Origin of the sequence: Sanguibacteroides justesenii (assembly GCF_003204205.1) — a bacterium.
GTDB lineage: Bacteria > Bacteroidota > Bacteroidia > Bacteroidales > Marinifilaceae > Gabonibacter > Gabonibacter massiliensis.
In genome coordinates this window covers 258266-272888 of sequence record NZ_QJPL01000006.1, presented here as the reverse complement: position 1 = coordinate 272888, position 14623 = coordinate 258266, and the positions used below count along the sequence as shown (strand labels likewise).

Genomic DNA, 14623 nt, shown 5'->3' with positions numbered 1-14623 from the left:
CCGCAGGTGTAAAGCCGGTGACGGCACAGCCGAGCGGTACTAATAACCCGATAAACTCTGTCGGTTGTTTCATTTCCGCGTTCGATGTCCCTCTCCATTCAACTAGCTTAAGGTTTGACGTTGAAGACGTTGAATTTTTTTAAAGGTATTAAAAGGTATCTACAGCGACGGTGATCCACCTCTTCCCATGCCGAACAGAGAAGTTAAGCCCGTTAGCGCCGATGGTACTGCCGCGAGGTGGGAGAGTAGGTCGATGCCGAATTTAAAAAATCGTTCTAATTTATTAGGGCGATTTTTCTCTGGCGAGGTAGCTCAGCTGGTTAGAGCGCATGATTCATAATCATGAGGTCTCCGGTTCAATCCCGGATCTCGCTACGATTTAGATAAGAGCCACGAGAGATCGTGGCTCTTTTTTTATGCTAAATTCTAATCTCTAATCTCAGAGTCTTTTAATTTATCCTCTTGGTTTACAATGGATAGCACATCTATTCCTCTAAAGTTGTTATTCCCCAAAGTGCGCCGGTTTAAGAAAAATGGGCATATAAGTAAACTATTGAAAATTATATGATAAATAATGGATGTTTTTCTTTTATTATAAATACATTTGAGGATTATTTCGATATAGTGTCAAACGACGGCTAAATAGATGTGATTTGGGTCTGTTTGAAAGCTTTTGTGCTGTATGGATGACTAATATACAAGATTATGGGCATAGTTTCGAAAATAATTTCTTTTTGTAATAAAAAGTCAAGAATACCTGTTCAATCAATAAGCACAATAGCTTCTGTCGATCAGCATAAGAAAATGGAAGTTTCGTTAATGGAAGCAAAAGAGAAACTGGAAATAACCAATTCTATCCTATCTTCGGTGTTGAGTCTTTCCCATGTTTTGCCTTGGGATTGCGATGTCCCTACTCAGATATTTTCTTGCGATTATTTTATTTATCATCATGAAAGTCAACCGAAACCTATTAACGGAAAATATTATTGTTCGGTAGAAAAATATATCAATTCCATTCATCCGGAGTTCAGAGAACATATGATGTCCGTTTTTACCGATTTGTTGAATGGGAAACGGAAAAGTTTTCGTGAAGTTTACCAAGTACATTGGTATAACGATAGAGAATACGAGTGGATAGAAAAGCAGGGAGCGGTTTATGAATACGATTTGTCGGGGAAACCCAAGACGATCATTGGTTCGAGTGTCGTTATTACTGGACGGAAGAGGCTGGAACAGAATTTATTATTAGCCAAGGAGCAAGCAGAGGAGAGTAATCGGTTGAAATCGGCCTTTCTGGCGAACATGAGTCACGAGATTCGAACTCCTTTGAATGCAATTGTCGGTTTTTCGAATGTGTTGGCTCAAACAGATAGCGAGGAGGAAAAGCAAGAGTACTTAAGTATTATTGAACACAATAACGCTTTATTATTACAACTAATCGGAGATATACTGGATTTGTCGAAAATTGAGGCCGGCACGTTGGAGTTTATTTATTCTGATGTAGATATAGATCAGTTGCTTGAAGAGATAGAGCAGATGACAAGATTGAGAGTAAATCCGATAGGGTTTCTGTTGCTTTTACCGAGCGGATGCCGTCGTGTATCGTTCGAACGGAAAAGAATCGGTTACTACAAGTCATTAATAATTTTGTTACGAATGCGATTAAATTTACGGAGCAAGGAGAGATTCGGTTAGGGTATCGTTTACAGGAAGACGGTTATCTGTATTTTTATGTAGCAGATACCGGTTGCGGTATTCCGACGGACAAATTGGAACTGGTGTTCGGGCGTTTTGTGAAATTGAATAATTTTGCGCAAGGTACGGGCTTGGGTTTGGCTATCAGTGAAACCATAGTGAAACGTTTGGGTGGAGATATTGGAGTGGAGTCTGCGGAAGGCGAAGGATCTCTGTTTTGGTTTACCATTCCGTATGTCCCGGTAGAGCCGATAAATTCCATCAAACCTCCGGAGAAGACTGGTGGTTGTTTAGCAAATGTCCCGCGTGACCAGAGACCAGCCATTCTCATTGCAGAGGATAATTCGGATAATTATAAATTATATGAAACCGTATTACAGAAGGATTACAACCTTCTTCACGCGTTGAATGGAAGAGAGGCTGTTCAATTGTATAAGGAATATCTTCCGTCTTTGGTATTGATGGATTTGAAAATGCCGGAGATGGGAGGTTATGAGGCTGCGAGGGAGATACGTAAATTATCTGATCGTGTCGTTATTGTTGCCGTGACGGCTTTTGCTTTTGCTGAAGATGAACAACGGGTTTATCATAGCGGTTTTAATGATTATATCACGAAACCGATCCGGGTTGGCGTGCTGAAAGAGAAAGTGCGGGAATTTTTAAGTCTCGTATGATTTGTATCGTGAGTATCGTAAGAATGAGCGGGTATACAGGGAAAAGTATAATCGTATTCTATGTTTCCCAAATAGGAGGTGGATATCTTGTTTTCCACGATCGGCCTGAAGTAGATACGAAACGATGAATAAGTTGTCGATGGGAACAGGCGGGAAGTTAGCGGATTAGAGTAGTTAGAGAGAGCAACTCAATATAAGGTGAGTTGCTCCTCTTATTTTATTTATTATCAAGATCTTCCAGTAAGGCTTTAACGGTAGCCTCGACCTGAAGGTCTCTTCCCTTTATGGCATTCGCCGGATCGTTATTGACTTTTATATCCGGTTCCAATTGAAGATTTTCCAAATAGCGCCCTTGGTTATCTTTCATACCCACTTGAGGGATACCGAATACAAGGGTCGGGTCCTGTTGAAGTTCCCACCATACGGCAGTCATGGTTCCGGGAACCGGCATACCGACTAATTTACCGAGCTTCATCTCTTTGTAGGCCCACGGGAAACCGTGTGCATTACTGTAATTGTCTTCGCTCATGATTACCGCGGAAGGTTTGGCCCATTGGAATAGAGGATCCCGGCCGATGTATTGCCCTCTGGGGACGAATTGGGCGTATATGTTACCGCTTAATAGCGTTAGAAGGTCTTCATGAAGCCAGCCTCCTCCGTTCGAACGGGTGTCGATAATAATGGCTTCCCGGTTACGATAACGTCCCAATAGTTCGGAAAAAACTTCCCGGAAGCTTTGACTGTTCATAGCTTTGACATGTATATAACCGATTCTGCCTTGCGATAATTTGTCTACCAAAACTTTACGTTGTTTTACCCAACGTTTGTATAACAGGGCGTTTTCTTGTCTTGATGAAATGGGTTTCACGTATTCTTCCCAACGTACCTTGGTCGTCGGATCATAAAGGGAAAGAAGGACTCTTTTCCCCGCTAAATTTTGTAATAGTTGGAAATAATCTTCTCCTGCTTTGATTTCTTGCTGGTTGATCTTTTCGATGATTGTTCCTGCTTTGATTTTGGTGTCGGCGGAAACAAGCGGGCCTTTCTCGATAATCTCTTCAATTTTTAAACCGTTACCTTTGTATTCGGAGTCATAAAAGGCTCCCAGGGAGGCTGTTTGAGTTTTGCTGTATGTTCCGAAATATCTTGCACCCGTGTGGGAGGCATTTAGTTCGCCTAATAATTCACTAAGCAGGTCAGCGAAATCGTAATTGTTATTGATATGCGGCAAGAAACGCTCGTAGGCTTTTTTATAAAAATTCCAATCCAATTGATGAAGATCCGGATCATAGAATTTATCTTTTACTTGTCTCCAGGCATGTTCATAGATGTATTGGCGTTCGGCTGCTTTTTGGAGTTCTAATTCGGCATTGAATGGCAAAGGGGTTACTTTTCCGGAATTGACGTCGATTTTGCTGAGGCGTCCGCCCGACAACATGTAGATGTTTTTACCTTCTTTATCCATTTCCAGGCTGGCATAACGACTGTTTAACTTGGATAGGATACGGGTGCTTCCCTCTTTGAGATCTCTGACCCATAGGTCGTATCCTCCTTCGAAACGACTCATGTAGAAGAGTTTGTTCGCGTCATTTGTTAAAATAGCGTCTCCTAAATTGGAAGAATTGATCGTGAGACGAGCTATACGATCTTCCAGATTGTTAAAGTCGATCTTCAGTTCGGGAAGTTTATCTTTTTTCTCCGTCGTCTTCTCTTCTTTCTGTTTTTTAGCGTTCTTTGTCATCTCTTTGGCTAAGGCCGATTCTTCCTTGTTTCTTTTGAATTCATCCCAGGCTTCCGAGTCCAGGAACAGGGCATAAACATCGTATTGGGAACCCCAGCTTCCGTGACTACGGTACCCTTGTCGGTCGGTAGACCAGATGATCACTTTGCCGTTCATCATCCATTTAGGATTACTATCATTGTATCCGCTATTGGTCAGGTTATGTATTTCTCCGCTACCGTCGGCTTTGACAAGAGCGATGTCTGTATATTGCCAGCCTCCTTTTTCAAAATATTGCGCCAATATCCATTTCCCGTCCGGGGACCATTGATACCATTGATCTCCATCCGCGTAAGAGTAATTGTATCTCCCGTCTAATACGGTTCTTGTTTTTTTGTTTTTAAGCTGGATCACTTTGATTTCGGTTCTGTTTTCCAGATAAGCGATCTCTTTTCCATCCGGAGAAAAAGCCGGTTGGAAACAGGCATTTTTACTGTTTGTGATTTGAGATTCTTTGATCTCTTTTGCATATGTGAACGAGTGATCCGTACTATCCGTCAGGGAGGAAACATAGATGTTCCAGCCTCCGTTTCGTTCTCCGGCGTATACTAAAGATCGTCCGTCCGGAGAAAAACTTACGGAGCGTTCTTGTGTCGGGGTATTAGTGATTCGTCTCGTTGTGCCGTATTCGACAGAACTGACAAAAATATCTCCCCTGAGGACGAAAGCAATCTCTTTTGCGTTGGGCGATAATGCCATTTCTGTCGCCCCGTAAGTTAAATTTTGTAAGATTGAGCTCGGTTCTATCTCATCGGTTGTGATTTGGATGGTCAGTTTTTGAGGTTGTTCGCCTTCTTTACAGGTATAAATTTCTCCGTTGTAAAAATAACATAGGGTCCCGTTATCTGACATGGAGAGAAAACGTACCGGATGTTTACGGTGTTTGGTCAATTGTTTTACTTGTGAAGGATCTTCGAGTGATAATTTGCATACATTGAAATCCCCGAAGCGTTCACTTAGGAAATAGATGCTTTTTTCATCTTTCGTGAAAATAGGATTCCGGTCTTCAACCTCTTTGTTCGTGATATTAGTGAATTTGCCCGTTTTCAGATCGTGTAACCAGATATCGCGGGTGACAGAAGAGGTATGGTGTTTCCGCCAATTATCTTCGTAGCCTTTTCGGTCATGATAAACGATCCGGTCTCCTTTTTTATTAAAATGAATATCGTAAGCCTCAAAAGTCAGAAATTGTTCCGGTCTTCCGCCTTCTACGGGAATGCGATACATTTGTGCGCTGTTGGGAAACTGGGTGTAATGGACATCGGGTAAGATCGTTGCTCTGTAAATAATACTTTTTCCGTCTGGAGTAAAACATACCGGAATCTCGGAATTGGAATGAAATGTAAGTCTGGTAGGAGAACCTCCTGTCGCGGGCATGACATAAACATCAAGGCCGCCTGCTCGATCCGAAGCAAAAGCGATGCTTTTACCGTCCGGGGACCATATCGGTTGGGTGTCGTAAGCCGGGTTTGTCGTGAGTTGCGTAGCTTTTCCTCCCTTGCTGTCTACCGTGAATAGGTCTCCCTTGTAACAGAAAACGATGGTCGTTCCGTCCGGGGAGATGGCGGGATAACGCATCCACAGTGCCTCGTGTTGAGCAAATGCCTTTGGAATACTCAACAGGAAAATAATGGAAATGAAAAATGAAAATAGTTTCATGTTTGATCGTTTAAATGATTTGTTTGGTATAAAAATAATAAAATTATGGTATATAATCTCTTTTCGCAACATATTTAAATATATGGCGTCCCGCTCGAATGGAATTAAATTTGTACATTTACGTGTTAGGCGTATGAATGTCGGTTACCGTTACTTCGATTCCCCTTTCTTGTAAATCGTTTAAAATTTTAGAGGGGATCTTGTTATCCGTGATGATATGGTCAATGGCATCCAGATCGCAGATTTTACTGAATCCCCGCCGACCGAATTTGGAAGAATCTGCCAATACGATTGTTTTTTGTGAAGCCTTCATCATTACTCGATTTAAATTGGCTTCCATCATATTGGTTGTTGTCAACCCGTATTCCAAATCAATTCCGTCGACACCCATGAATAATTTGCTGCATGAAAAATATTCAAGCATATTTTCAGCATAATTTCCTACAACAGAGAGGGCGCTGTTGCGCACGAAACCTCCCAATTGAATAATGTCGATGTTCGGATTACGGGCCAGTATATTAGTTACGTTTATAGCTGCCGTTATTACGGTAAGATGTCCTTGGGCTTGAATTTGTCTGGCAAGGGCATGCATGGTGGTTCCCGAGGCGATCAAGATGGAATCATCGGGGGTGATCAATTGGGCTGCACTTATTCCTATCAGACGTTTTTCTTCCGTGTAGAATTTCTCTTTTTCGCTTACATGCCGGTCGTTGATATATGGGTTGATAAGGATGGCACTACCGTGGGTACGATACAACATCTTTTTTTCCTCTAACAGGGTTAAGTCTTTTCGGATGGTAACGGAGGAGACCTTTAGTTGGTTCGCCAGGTCTACAACGGATACAGAGCCTTGTTGACGTAAAGCTTCCAGAATATAATTATGCCTTTCCTTTACGGATAATGTTTTCATCCTATTTTGTAGTTATAAATGTCGTTTATTGTAATGATATATACACCTGAGACTTATAAATTAAGTTGGACGAAGTTAATAATTTATTTTGAAGGCCGGATGAAGCTCCTTTAAAAAAAGAGAACTTTTATTATATTATTTCGTATGTTAACTTAGATGTCCGGAGTTAATCGACGAGCATCGCATGGTATGGATATAAATTATAAACAGATGAAACGTAATGATTTAATCGGAAAAATTACAGATACATCTAAGACTTGGGATGTAGTAGTCATAGGGGGTGGGGCTACAGGACTTGGGGTTGCTGTTGATGCAGTTCTTAGAGGATTTAGTGTTGCTTTATTTGAATATGATGATTTTGCAAAATGTACTTCCAGTAGGAGTACGAAGTTGGTTCATGGCGGTGTGCGGTATTTGGCTCAAGGTGATGTCGGGCTCGTGCTGGAAGCTCTTTATGAACGTGGACTATTGAAGAAGAATGCTCCGCATTTGGTGAAGAATCAATCTTTTTTAATCCCCAATTACAGGTATTGGGATAATATTTTGTATACGGTCGGTTTGACTTTATACGATCTTTTGGCGGGACGTTTGGGATTAGGACGTTCTTTATATGTATCTAAATCGAAATCTTTGAAGCACATTCCCGTGCTTCGTGAAAAGGGGTTGAAAGGGGGTGTCATCTATCATGACGGTCAGTTTGATGACTCCCGTCTGGCTGTCAATTTAGTACAGTCTTGTATAGATAACGGGGGATGTCCTATAAATCATATGAAAGTTACGGGTTTGATTCATGGTACGGAAGGGAAAGTAAAAGGGGTGGAAGTGGTAGATATGGAAACCGAAAAATCATATGAAGTTCAAGCAAAAGTCGTTATAAATGCAGCAGGTGTATTTGTGGATGATATTATGCAGATGGATACTCCCACGGGAGAGCATATGGTACGTCCCAGCCAAGGAGTTCATTTGGTTTTGGATAAATCGTTCCTGCAAAGTGATTACGCGATTATGATACCGAAAACGGATGATGGCCGGGTACTTTTTGCTGTACCGTGGCACGATAAAGTTGTTGTCGGGACAACGGATACCTTGCGGGAAAAACCGGAATTTGAACCTAAACCCTTGGAAAAAGAGATTGAATTCATATTGAATACCGCGGGGAAGTATATGACGCGCAAACCTACCCGTAAGGATGTGTTGTCCGCTTTCGCAGGTTTACGTCCTTTAGCTGCTCCCAAAAAGGAGGGGAAGAGTACGAAGGAGATTTCGCGAAGTCATAAGATTATAGTTTCTCCGAATAATCTGATCACCATTACGGGGGGAAAATGGACGACTTACAGACGGATGGCGGAAGATACCGTAGATCAGGCTATAAAAATGCAATTACTGGAGGAACGGAAATGCATGACAAAAACGTATCATATTCATGGTTACCGTCTGAATCCGGATCTTTCGGATCATTTATATGTTTATGGTTCTGATGTGGACGGGATAAAAAAATTGATGGATAGCGATCCGGCAATGAGAGAAAAATTAAGTCCTAAATACGATTATACGGTAGCGGAGGTGGTATGGGCAGTCAGGGAGGAGATGGCCAGGAATGTGGAGGATGTTTTGGCCAGAAGGGTTAGGTTGTTGTTTCTTGATGCTCGGGTTGCGATAGAGGTTGCCCCGAAGGTTGCTGAGATTGTCGCGAAAGAGTTAGGGTATGATGAGATCTGGAAAAAATCGCAGATAGAACGATTTGAAAAAACAGCTGCCAATTATATACTGGATTAAACAAGAAGCCGATGTACCGGAGCTTCCTGAAAAATATTTTGTACCGCAAATAAATCTGCTTTTGGAGTGGCAATGTATTACGATTAGAAACCTTTATTCTCGTTAATTGTTTCGTTTTGTTACGAATTAAGTAAAAATAATTGCGTTTTTGTTTTGAATTATTTCGTTTTGTTTGTTTCTTTGTAACAAAACTAAAAATTTCTGTATATGAAACAGGATACTACAAAGCCATTTGATGTCATTGTTATTGGCGGGGGAGCTACCGGAGCGGGGACGGCGAGGGATTGTTCGCGTCGAGGACTGCGGGTACTGTTGGTCGAACGTTTCGACATCTCGACTGGAGCTACGGGTAGGAATCATGGATTGTTGCATAGTGGGGCTCGTTACGCCGTGACCGATAAAGAGTCGGCGGAAGAGTGTATTAAGGAAAATATGATTCTACGCAAAATAGCCAGTCATTGTGTGGAGGAAACGGATGGTCTGTTTCTTAGTTTGCCGGAGGATGATATCGCTTATCAGGCCAAATTTGTAGAGGCTTGTCGCCAGGCTGGAATTCGGGCGGATGTTATTGATCCGAAAGAAGCTTTGCGGTTAGAGCCGGCGGCTAATCCGGATATTATCGGAGCTGTTCGTGTTCCGGATGGTGCCGTAGATCCGTTTCGATTGACGGCTTCCAATATAATGGATGCGAAGCATCACGGTGCTAAGGTGTTGACTTATCACGAGGTGACGGAGCTTTTGCGGGAACAGGACCGCATTGTCGGGGTAAAGGTGTTGGATCATAAGACCAAAGAGGTGAAGTCGTATTATGCTTCGGTAGTTGTTAACGCGGGAGGAATTTGGGGACATAATATAGCCCGGTTGGCGGGAATCGATATTAATATGTTGCCGTCGAAGGGTGCTTTGTTGATTTTCGGACATCGGGTGAATAATATTGTTTTGAACAGATGCCGGAAGCCGGCGGATGCGGATATTCTTGTGCCGGGAGATACCATTTGCCTGATCGGAACGACTTCGAGTAAGGTCCCTTTTGAGGAGATCGACCATATGTATGTTACCTCGGGAGAAGTCGATTTGTTGCTGAGAGAGGGGGAGAAATTGTCGCCTGTTCTGGCTCAAACCCGAATCCTCCGGGCTTACGCTGGCGTCCGTCCTTTAGTAGCATCGGATAATGATCCCAGCGGGCGGAATGTAAGCCGGGGTATCGTTTTGTTGGATCATGCCGTTCGGGATGGATTGGAGGGATTTATAACGATTACAGGCGGAAAATTAATGACTTATCGGTTGATGGCTGAATGGACGAGTGATCTGGTCTGTAAAAAATTGAATGTTTCGGCTGTTTGTACCACGGCCACGGAAAAATTGCCCGGTTCCCGGGAAAATGTGGAAGAGATAAGTAAAAAAATTCTTTCTATACCTTTAACACAGCGGAATGCCACGATTTCCCGTCACGGTGATATGGCCGGTAAATTTTCTGAAAATACCTCTTTGGACAACAGTTTGGTCTGTGAATGCGAGGAGGTATCGGTAGGAGAGGTGAAATACGCCTTAAACGAGCTGGATGTGAATAACCTGGTCGATTTGAGGCGGAGGACGCGTGTCGGAATGGGTACTTGTCAAGGAGAACTTTGTGCTTGTCGTGCCGCGGGGCTGATGAGCGATCTGCATAAATCCTGCACGAGAAGGGCGAAAGAAGATCTCTCCTCTTTTCTGAACGAGAGATGGAAAGGAATGGCCCCGATTGCCTGGGGTGATACTTTGCGCGAGAGTGAATACACGTCTTGGGTTTATGAAGGCGTATGCGGTTTAACATGGTCTCAAAAACAAGAAGAATAATATGAAATTTGATACGGTTATTATCGGCGGAGGTTTGTCCGGATTGATTTGCGGTATTTATTTGTCAAAAAGAGGACAACGTTGCGTTATCATATCTTCGGGCCAAAGTGCCCTGCATTTTTCTTCTGGTTCTTTCGATCTGTTGAATGCGTTACCTGATGGAACCGGGGTGAATCATCCTTTGGAGGCCGTCGAAGAGTTGATCTTACAAGCTCCGGAACACCCTTACGCGAAGTTGGGAGTAGAGAAGTTTGCAACCTTGGCGGCAAAGGCAAAATCATTTCTTGAAGAGGCCGGAGTACCGGTTTCCGGAGATGAACGGAAGAATCATTACCGGATCACTCCCATGGGAACGATGAAACCTACTTGGCTGACCTTAAAAGAGCAATTGATGTCTGCTGAAAAAGATCGGTTGCCTTGGAAAAAGATAGCTGTTTTTAATGTTACGGGATTTTTGGATTTTTACACGCAATTTCTTGTGGATGAATTTTGTAAGATGGGAACGGAGTGTAGGGTTCATCTTATTCATTTTCCTGCCCTGGAGAATTTGCGGAAAAATCCGACGGAGATGCGTTCCGTAAATATTGCCCGCGTGTTTGATCATCCTGAAAATTTGGATGAATTGATTCGTATACTTAGAGAGAAAAGTGTCGATTGCGAGGCGGTCGTTCTGCCGGCAATTCTCGGTCTGGGGCGGGATAATGTATTGGATTACGTGCAAAATGAAATAAAAAAACCTGTTCGTTTGGTATCCACGCTTCCGCCCTCTGTGCCCGGAATTCGGGCACAACAGCGATTATGCAGGAGTTTTCAACAGGCGGGAGGAGTCTATATGCCGGGAGATACGGTGCTGAAGGCCGACAGAGAGGGAAGACGGATCACACGCCTTTACTCCGCTGACCATGGGGATATCCCTTTCGTGGGGCAACAGGTGGTGCTGGCCACGGGAAGCTATTTTAGCCAGGGGCTGATTGCCGAACCGGACCGGATATATGAACCTGTTTTCGATTTGGATGTCTCTTACCTGAAAGATCGGGAACAGTGGTATCGTCATAATGTATTCGAGGTGCAACCTTATCAATCTTTTGGCGTAAAAACGAATACCGATTTCCGGGGGATGTATCGAGGTGAGCCTTTGGATAATCTATATGTAGCGGGAGCGGTATTGGAAGGTTACAACGCGATGAAGGAGGGGTGTGGTGCCGGGGTTTCTATTTTAAGTGCGTTGTATGTAGCAGAGCGAATTTTAAGTAAATAAAACGGACGAGATGAATCTTCAACAACATAATATTAGCGATAATAATTTCGAACAATGTATCAAATGTACGATTTGTACGGTATATTGTCCTGTTGCTGCTGTAAATCCGGCTTACCCGGGTCCCAAGCAGGCCGGTCCCGATGGGGAACGGTTACGTTTGAAAAAGTTTGATTTTTATGATGAAGCGCTGAAATATTGTATTAATTGCAAGAGATGTGAGGTCGCTTGCCCCTCTAACGTGAAGATAGGGGATATCATTCAGTCCGCTCGTATTAAATATAGCGATAAAAAACCGAAATTCCGTGATTTTATATTAGCCAATACGGATTTGGTAGGCAGTTTGTCGACCCCTTTGGCCCCGATTGTAAATATGACATTAGGAATGAAACCCGTCAAGGCGGTTTTGGACGGTGTAATGAAAATCGATCATAGGCGTTCATTCCCTAAATACGCTTTTGGTACTTTTGAAAGCTGGTATAAGAAACAGGCGGAGAAACAGGCGGCTTACCCGGAACAAGTCAGCTATTTTCATGGTTGTTACGTGAATTATAATAATCCGCAGCTGGGAAAAGATCTGATCAAGGTAATGAATGCTTTCGGGGTGGGGGTGCAGTTATTGAGAAAAGAAAAGTGTTGCGGGGTCGCCCTGATCTCCAATGGTTTTATCAAACAAGCTCAAAAACAGGCGAATGCAAACATCAAATCCATTCGGGAGTCTGTGATAGAGAGAAATATGCCGGTAATCGCTACTTCTTCAACCTGTACATTCACTATTCGCGATGAATATCCGCATTTATTGAATATAGAGAATGCGGATGTTCGGGATAAGGTGGAATTGGCCACGCGTTATATATATCGATTGTTGAGTCAACGGAAAGTCAAGCTGAATTTTAAAAAAGGAAAAAAATGGAGAGTAGCTTACCACACGCCTTGCCATATGGAAAAATTGGGTTGGTCTTATTATTCGATCGAATTATTGAAATTGATTCCCGATATGGAGTTAATCGTATTGGATTCGCAATGTTGTGGTATAGCGGGAACTTATGGTTTCAAAAAAGAAAATTATAAAACTTCACAAGATATTGGTAACTCGTTATTTAAGCAAATCGAGTCTTGCGATATCGATTATGTTGTTACCGATTGTGAAACATGTAAATGGCAGATTGAAATGTCTACAACGAAACGTTGTGAACATCCGATATCAATATTGGCAAATGTTTTGGAATAGTACGTTTGTCATTTTTTTGAAAGAGAGAATGTTTTATTTCGTAAACATAAAATGTTAAAACGAAATTTTAATCTAAATTTTGTTGAATTTTATTTTGATTTAAAAATGTTATTCTCTATTTTTGATGCGATTTGAAATTAAATTGTTTCGAATTTGCAAGCAAACTATTTCGCATGAGTTCATTTTGAAATTAGATTTATCTGTTATTGTTAATATTAACACGTAAGTTATGAACCGAGGAAACAGGATGGATGGATTTCCGTTTTACGCTGAATTAGAGGCTGTGTTTGAAAAACAATTTCTTCTGTCCGATTCGGGAAGGAACAGGGATCGGTATGTAAAAAATCTTACGGTATCAGATGATTTATTCGAAATTCGGAAAAAACAGATGAATTTTTACTCTTTGGGATGGAGTAGAATGACAGGTAGAAATAAATTAATTGTAAATAATTAAAATCTAAACACATGTGGAGTTTTCTGAAACCGGAGCCTCATAAGCCCTTGCTTCCAAAGGAAGAAATAGCCCCGACGTACAATCGGTTACGTTGGCAGGTTTTCATTGGTATCTTTATCGGATACGCTGGTTATTATCTCGTTAGAAAGAATTTTGCGCTTGCAATGCCGTATCTTGTGGAGATGGGATTCGACAAAGGACTTTTGGGTGTTGCCATCTCGGCCAACGCTATCGCGTACGGTCTTTCCAAGTTTTTGATGGGAGGTGTTTCCGATCGCAGTAGTGCCCGGAAATTTTTGCCGTTAGGATTGTTGCTTTCGGCTTTGGTGACAATCATCCTGGGAACGGGCTTGGGAATTTCTTCCATCGTGTCGATGTTTATATTGCAATTCCTGATCGGTTGGTTTCAGGGTATGGGATGGCCTCCCAGTGGACGGGTGATGACCCACTGGTTTTCTCAAAACGAGCGAGGAACTAAAATGTCTATATGGAATTGCGCTCATAATGTAGGTGGGGCCGCGATCGGTCCTATGGCTGCTGTCGGTATGGTTTGGTTCGGCTCGTGGCAAGCCGGTACCTTTTGGTTCCCCGCGGTTGTCGCTCTTTTCATTGTCGTAATCAGTTTCTTGTTGATTCGGGATACTCCTCAGTCTTGCGGTTTGCCTCCTATCGAGGAGTTTCGGAACGACTATCCGAAAAATTATAGTGCCAAATCGGAAGAGGAGCTGACAACGAAGGAGATTTTCTTCAAGTATGTATTGAATAACAAAACATTGTGGTTTATTGCCATTGCCAATGCTTTTATTTATTTAGTACGTTATGGCGTATTGGATTGGGCTCCGACCTATTTGAAAGAGGCGCGGGATTTCGACATAAAGAGTATCGGATGGGCTTATTTTGCTTATGAGTTTGCGGCCATTCCCGGTACGATTGTTTGCGGTTGGTTGAGTGACCGGGTGTTTAAAGGGCGTCGTGCTTTGACCACTATGATTTATATGGTATTGGTCGCCGTGTTTATTTTCGTTTACTGGCAATTTGCCAGAACTCCGATGGCTATCAGTATTTGTTTGATTGCCATAGGATTCTTGATATACGGCCCTGTAATGCTTATTGGAGTGCACGCGTTGGATTTGGCTCCTAAGAAAGCCGCGGGAACATCGGCCGGATTAACCGGATTTTTCGGTTACTTCTTCGGAACAGCCTTGTTGGCAAATATAGGTTTAGGATATGTTGTTCAACATTTCGGCTGGAATTGGAACTTCATCGTCTTGCTCTTGGCTTGTGCATTAGCATTCCTGTTTATCGGATTTACATATAAAGAGGAACAATATCTTGTTAAAAATAATCATTAAC

10 protein-coding genes, 1 tRNA gene and 1 rRNA gene are annotated in these 14623 nt (G+C 42.5%); 10 read left to right on the top strand and 2 right to left on the bottom strand.

Annotated features, from left to right (window positions below):
- The first annotated feature begins 151 nt into the window (after positions 1–151).
- From rrf to DMB45_RS14930, 4 genes are all read left to right on the top strand, one after another.
- A 5S ribosomal RNA gene (gene rrf, locus DMB45_RS11560) occupies positions 152–262 on the top strand.
- A 39-nt stretch (positions 263–301) separates the two neighbouring features.
- A tRNA-Met gene (locus DMB45_RS11555) sits at positions 302–375 on the top strand.
- 444 nt (positions 376–819) lie between these two features.
- Positions 820–1695: a sensor histidine kinase gene (locus DMB45_RS11550; protein ID WP_237143303.1), complete on the top strand. Its 876-nt coding sequence runs from the start codon at positions 820–822 to the stop codon at positions 1693–1695.
- A complete protein-coding gene (locus DMB45_RS14930; protein ID WP_052649377.1) occupies positions 1590–2369 on the top strand; it encodes an ATP-binding protein in 780 nt (259 codons plus the stop codon). Before DMB45_RS11550 ends, DMB45_RS14930 begins: the two co-directional genes overlap by 106 nt.
- 217 nt (positions 2370–2586) lie before the next feature.
- Here the strand turns inward: DMB45_RS14930 and DMB45_RS11545 are convergent, their stop codons facing one another.
- Together DMB45_RS11545 and DMB45_RS11540 are read right to left on the bottom strand one after the other, a co-directional pair.
- On the bottom strand, positions 2587–5808 hold the full coding sequence (locus DMB45_RS11545; RefSeq protein ID WP_041505028.1) for a S41 family peptidase: 3222 nt from the start codon (positions 5806–5808) through the stop codon (positions 2587–2589).
- 118 nt (positions 5809–5926) lie between these two features.
- Complete coding sequence (locus DMB45_RS11540; protein ID WP_041505029.1) at positions 5927–6718, bottom strand: DeoR/GlpR family DNA-binding transcription regulator; 792 nt, start codon at positions 6716–6718, stop codon at positions 5927–5929.
- Positions 6719–6928: 210 nt separating this feature from the next.
- Here DMB45_RS11540 and DMB45_RS11535 point away from each other — a divergent pair, with 210 nt between their 5' ends.
- The 6 genes from DMB45_RS11535 (at position 6929) to glpT (ending at position 14622) form a co-directional block, all read left to right on the top strand.
- Positions 6929–8494 carry a glycerol-3-phosphate dehydrogenase/oxidase gene (locus tag DMB45_RS11535; RefSeq protein ID WP_041502710.1) on the top strand — a complete coding sequence of 522 codons (1566 nt, stop codon included), beginning with the start codon at positions 6929–6931 and terminating at the stop codon, positions 8492–8494.
- A gap of 207 nt (positions 8495–8701) precedes the next feature.
- Positions 8702–10330 carry an anaerobic glycerol-3-phosphate dehydrogenase subunit A gene (glpA, locus tag DMB45_RS11530; protein WP_041505030.1) on the top strand — a complete coding sequence of 543 codons (1629 nt, stop codon included), beginning with the start codon at positions 8702–8704 and terminating at the stop codon, positions 10328–10330.
- A 1-nt stretch (position 10331) separates the two neighbouring features.
- On the top strand, positions 10332–11588 hold the full coding sequence (glpB, locus tag DMB45_RS11525; RefSeq protein ID WP_041502648.1) for a glycerol-3-phosphate dehydrogenase subunit GlpB: 1257 nt from the start codon (positions 10332–10334) through the stop codon (positions 11586–11588).
- A gap of 10 nt (positions 11589–11598) precedes the next feature.
- Positions 11599–12816, top strand: coding sequence for an anaerobic glycerol-3-phosphate dehydrogenase subunit GlpC (glpC, locus tag DMB45_RS11520; RefSeq protein WP_041502649.1), 1218 nt, complete (start codon positions 11599–11601; stop codon positions 12814–12816).
- Positions 12817–13045: 229 nt separating this feature from the next.
- Positions 13046–13270, top strand: a complete 225-nt coding sequence (locus DMB45_RS11515) for a hypothetical protein (protein WP_041505031.1) — start codon at positions 13046–13048, stop codon at positions 13268–13270.
- Positions 13271–13281: 11 nt separating this feature from the next.
- Positions 13282–14622: a glycerol-3-phosphate transporter gene (glpT, locus tag DMB45_RS11510; RefSeq protein WP_041502651.1), complete on the top strand. Its 1341-nt coding sequence runs from the start codon at positions 13282–13284 to the stop codon at positions 14620–14622.
- The last annotated feature ends 1 nt before the right edge of the window (position 14623 follow it).

What these genes read in the sequence shown, in the direction of transcription:
- DMB45_RS11550 (WP_237143303.1), top strand. Translation starts at nt 820, where the DNA reads ATGGAAGCAAAAGAGAAACTGGAAATAACCAATTCTATCCTATCTTCG.
- DMB45_RS14930 (WP_052649377.1), top strand. Translation starts at nt 1,590, where the DNA reads ATGCCGTCGTGTATCGTTCGAACGGAAAAGAATCGGTTACTACAAGTC.
- DMB45_RS11545 (WP_041505028.1), bottom strand. Translation starts at nt 5,808, where the DNA reads ATGAAACTATTTTCATTTTTCATTTCCATTATTTTCCTGTTGAGTATT.
- DMB45_RS11540 (WP_041505029.1), bottom strand. Translation starts at nt 6,718, where the DNA reads ATGAAAACATTATCCGTAAAGGAAAGGCATAATTATATTCTGGAAGCT.
- DMB45_RS11535 (WP_041502710.1), top strand. Translation starts at nt 6,929, where the DNA reads ATGAAACGTAATGATTTAATCGGAAAAATTACAGATACATCTAAGACT.
- glpA (WP_041505030.1), top strand. Translation starts at nt 8,702, where the DNA reads ATGAAACAGGATACTACAAAGCCATTTGATGTCATTGTTATTGGCGGG.
- glpB (WP_041502648.1), top strand. Translation starts at nt 10,332, where the DNA reads ATGAAATTTGATACGGTTATTATCGGCGGAGGTTTGTCCGGATTGATT.
- glpC (WP_041502649.1), top strand. Translation starts at nt 11,599, where the DNA reads ATGAATCTTCAACAACATAATATTAGCGATAATAATTTCGAACAATGT.
- DMB45_RS11515 (WP_041505031.1), top strand. Translation starts at nt 13,046, where the DNA reads ATGAACCGAGGAAACAGGATGGATGGATTTCCGTTTTACGCTGAATTA.
- glpT (WP_041502651.1), top strand. Translation starts at nt 13,282, where the DNA reads ATGTGGAGTTTTCTGAAACCGGAGCCTCATAAGCCCTTGCTTCCAAAG.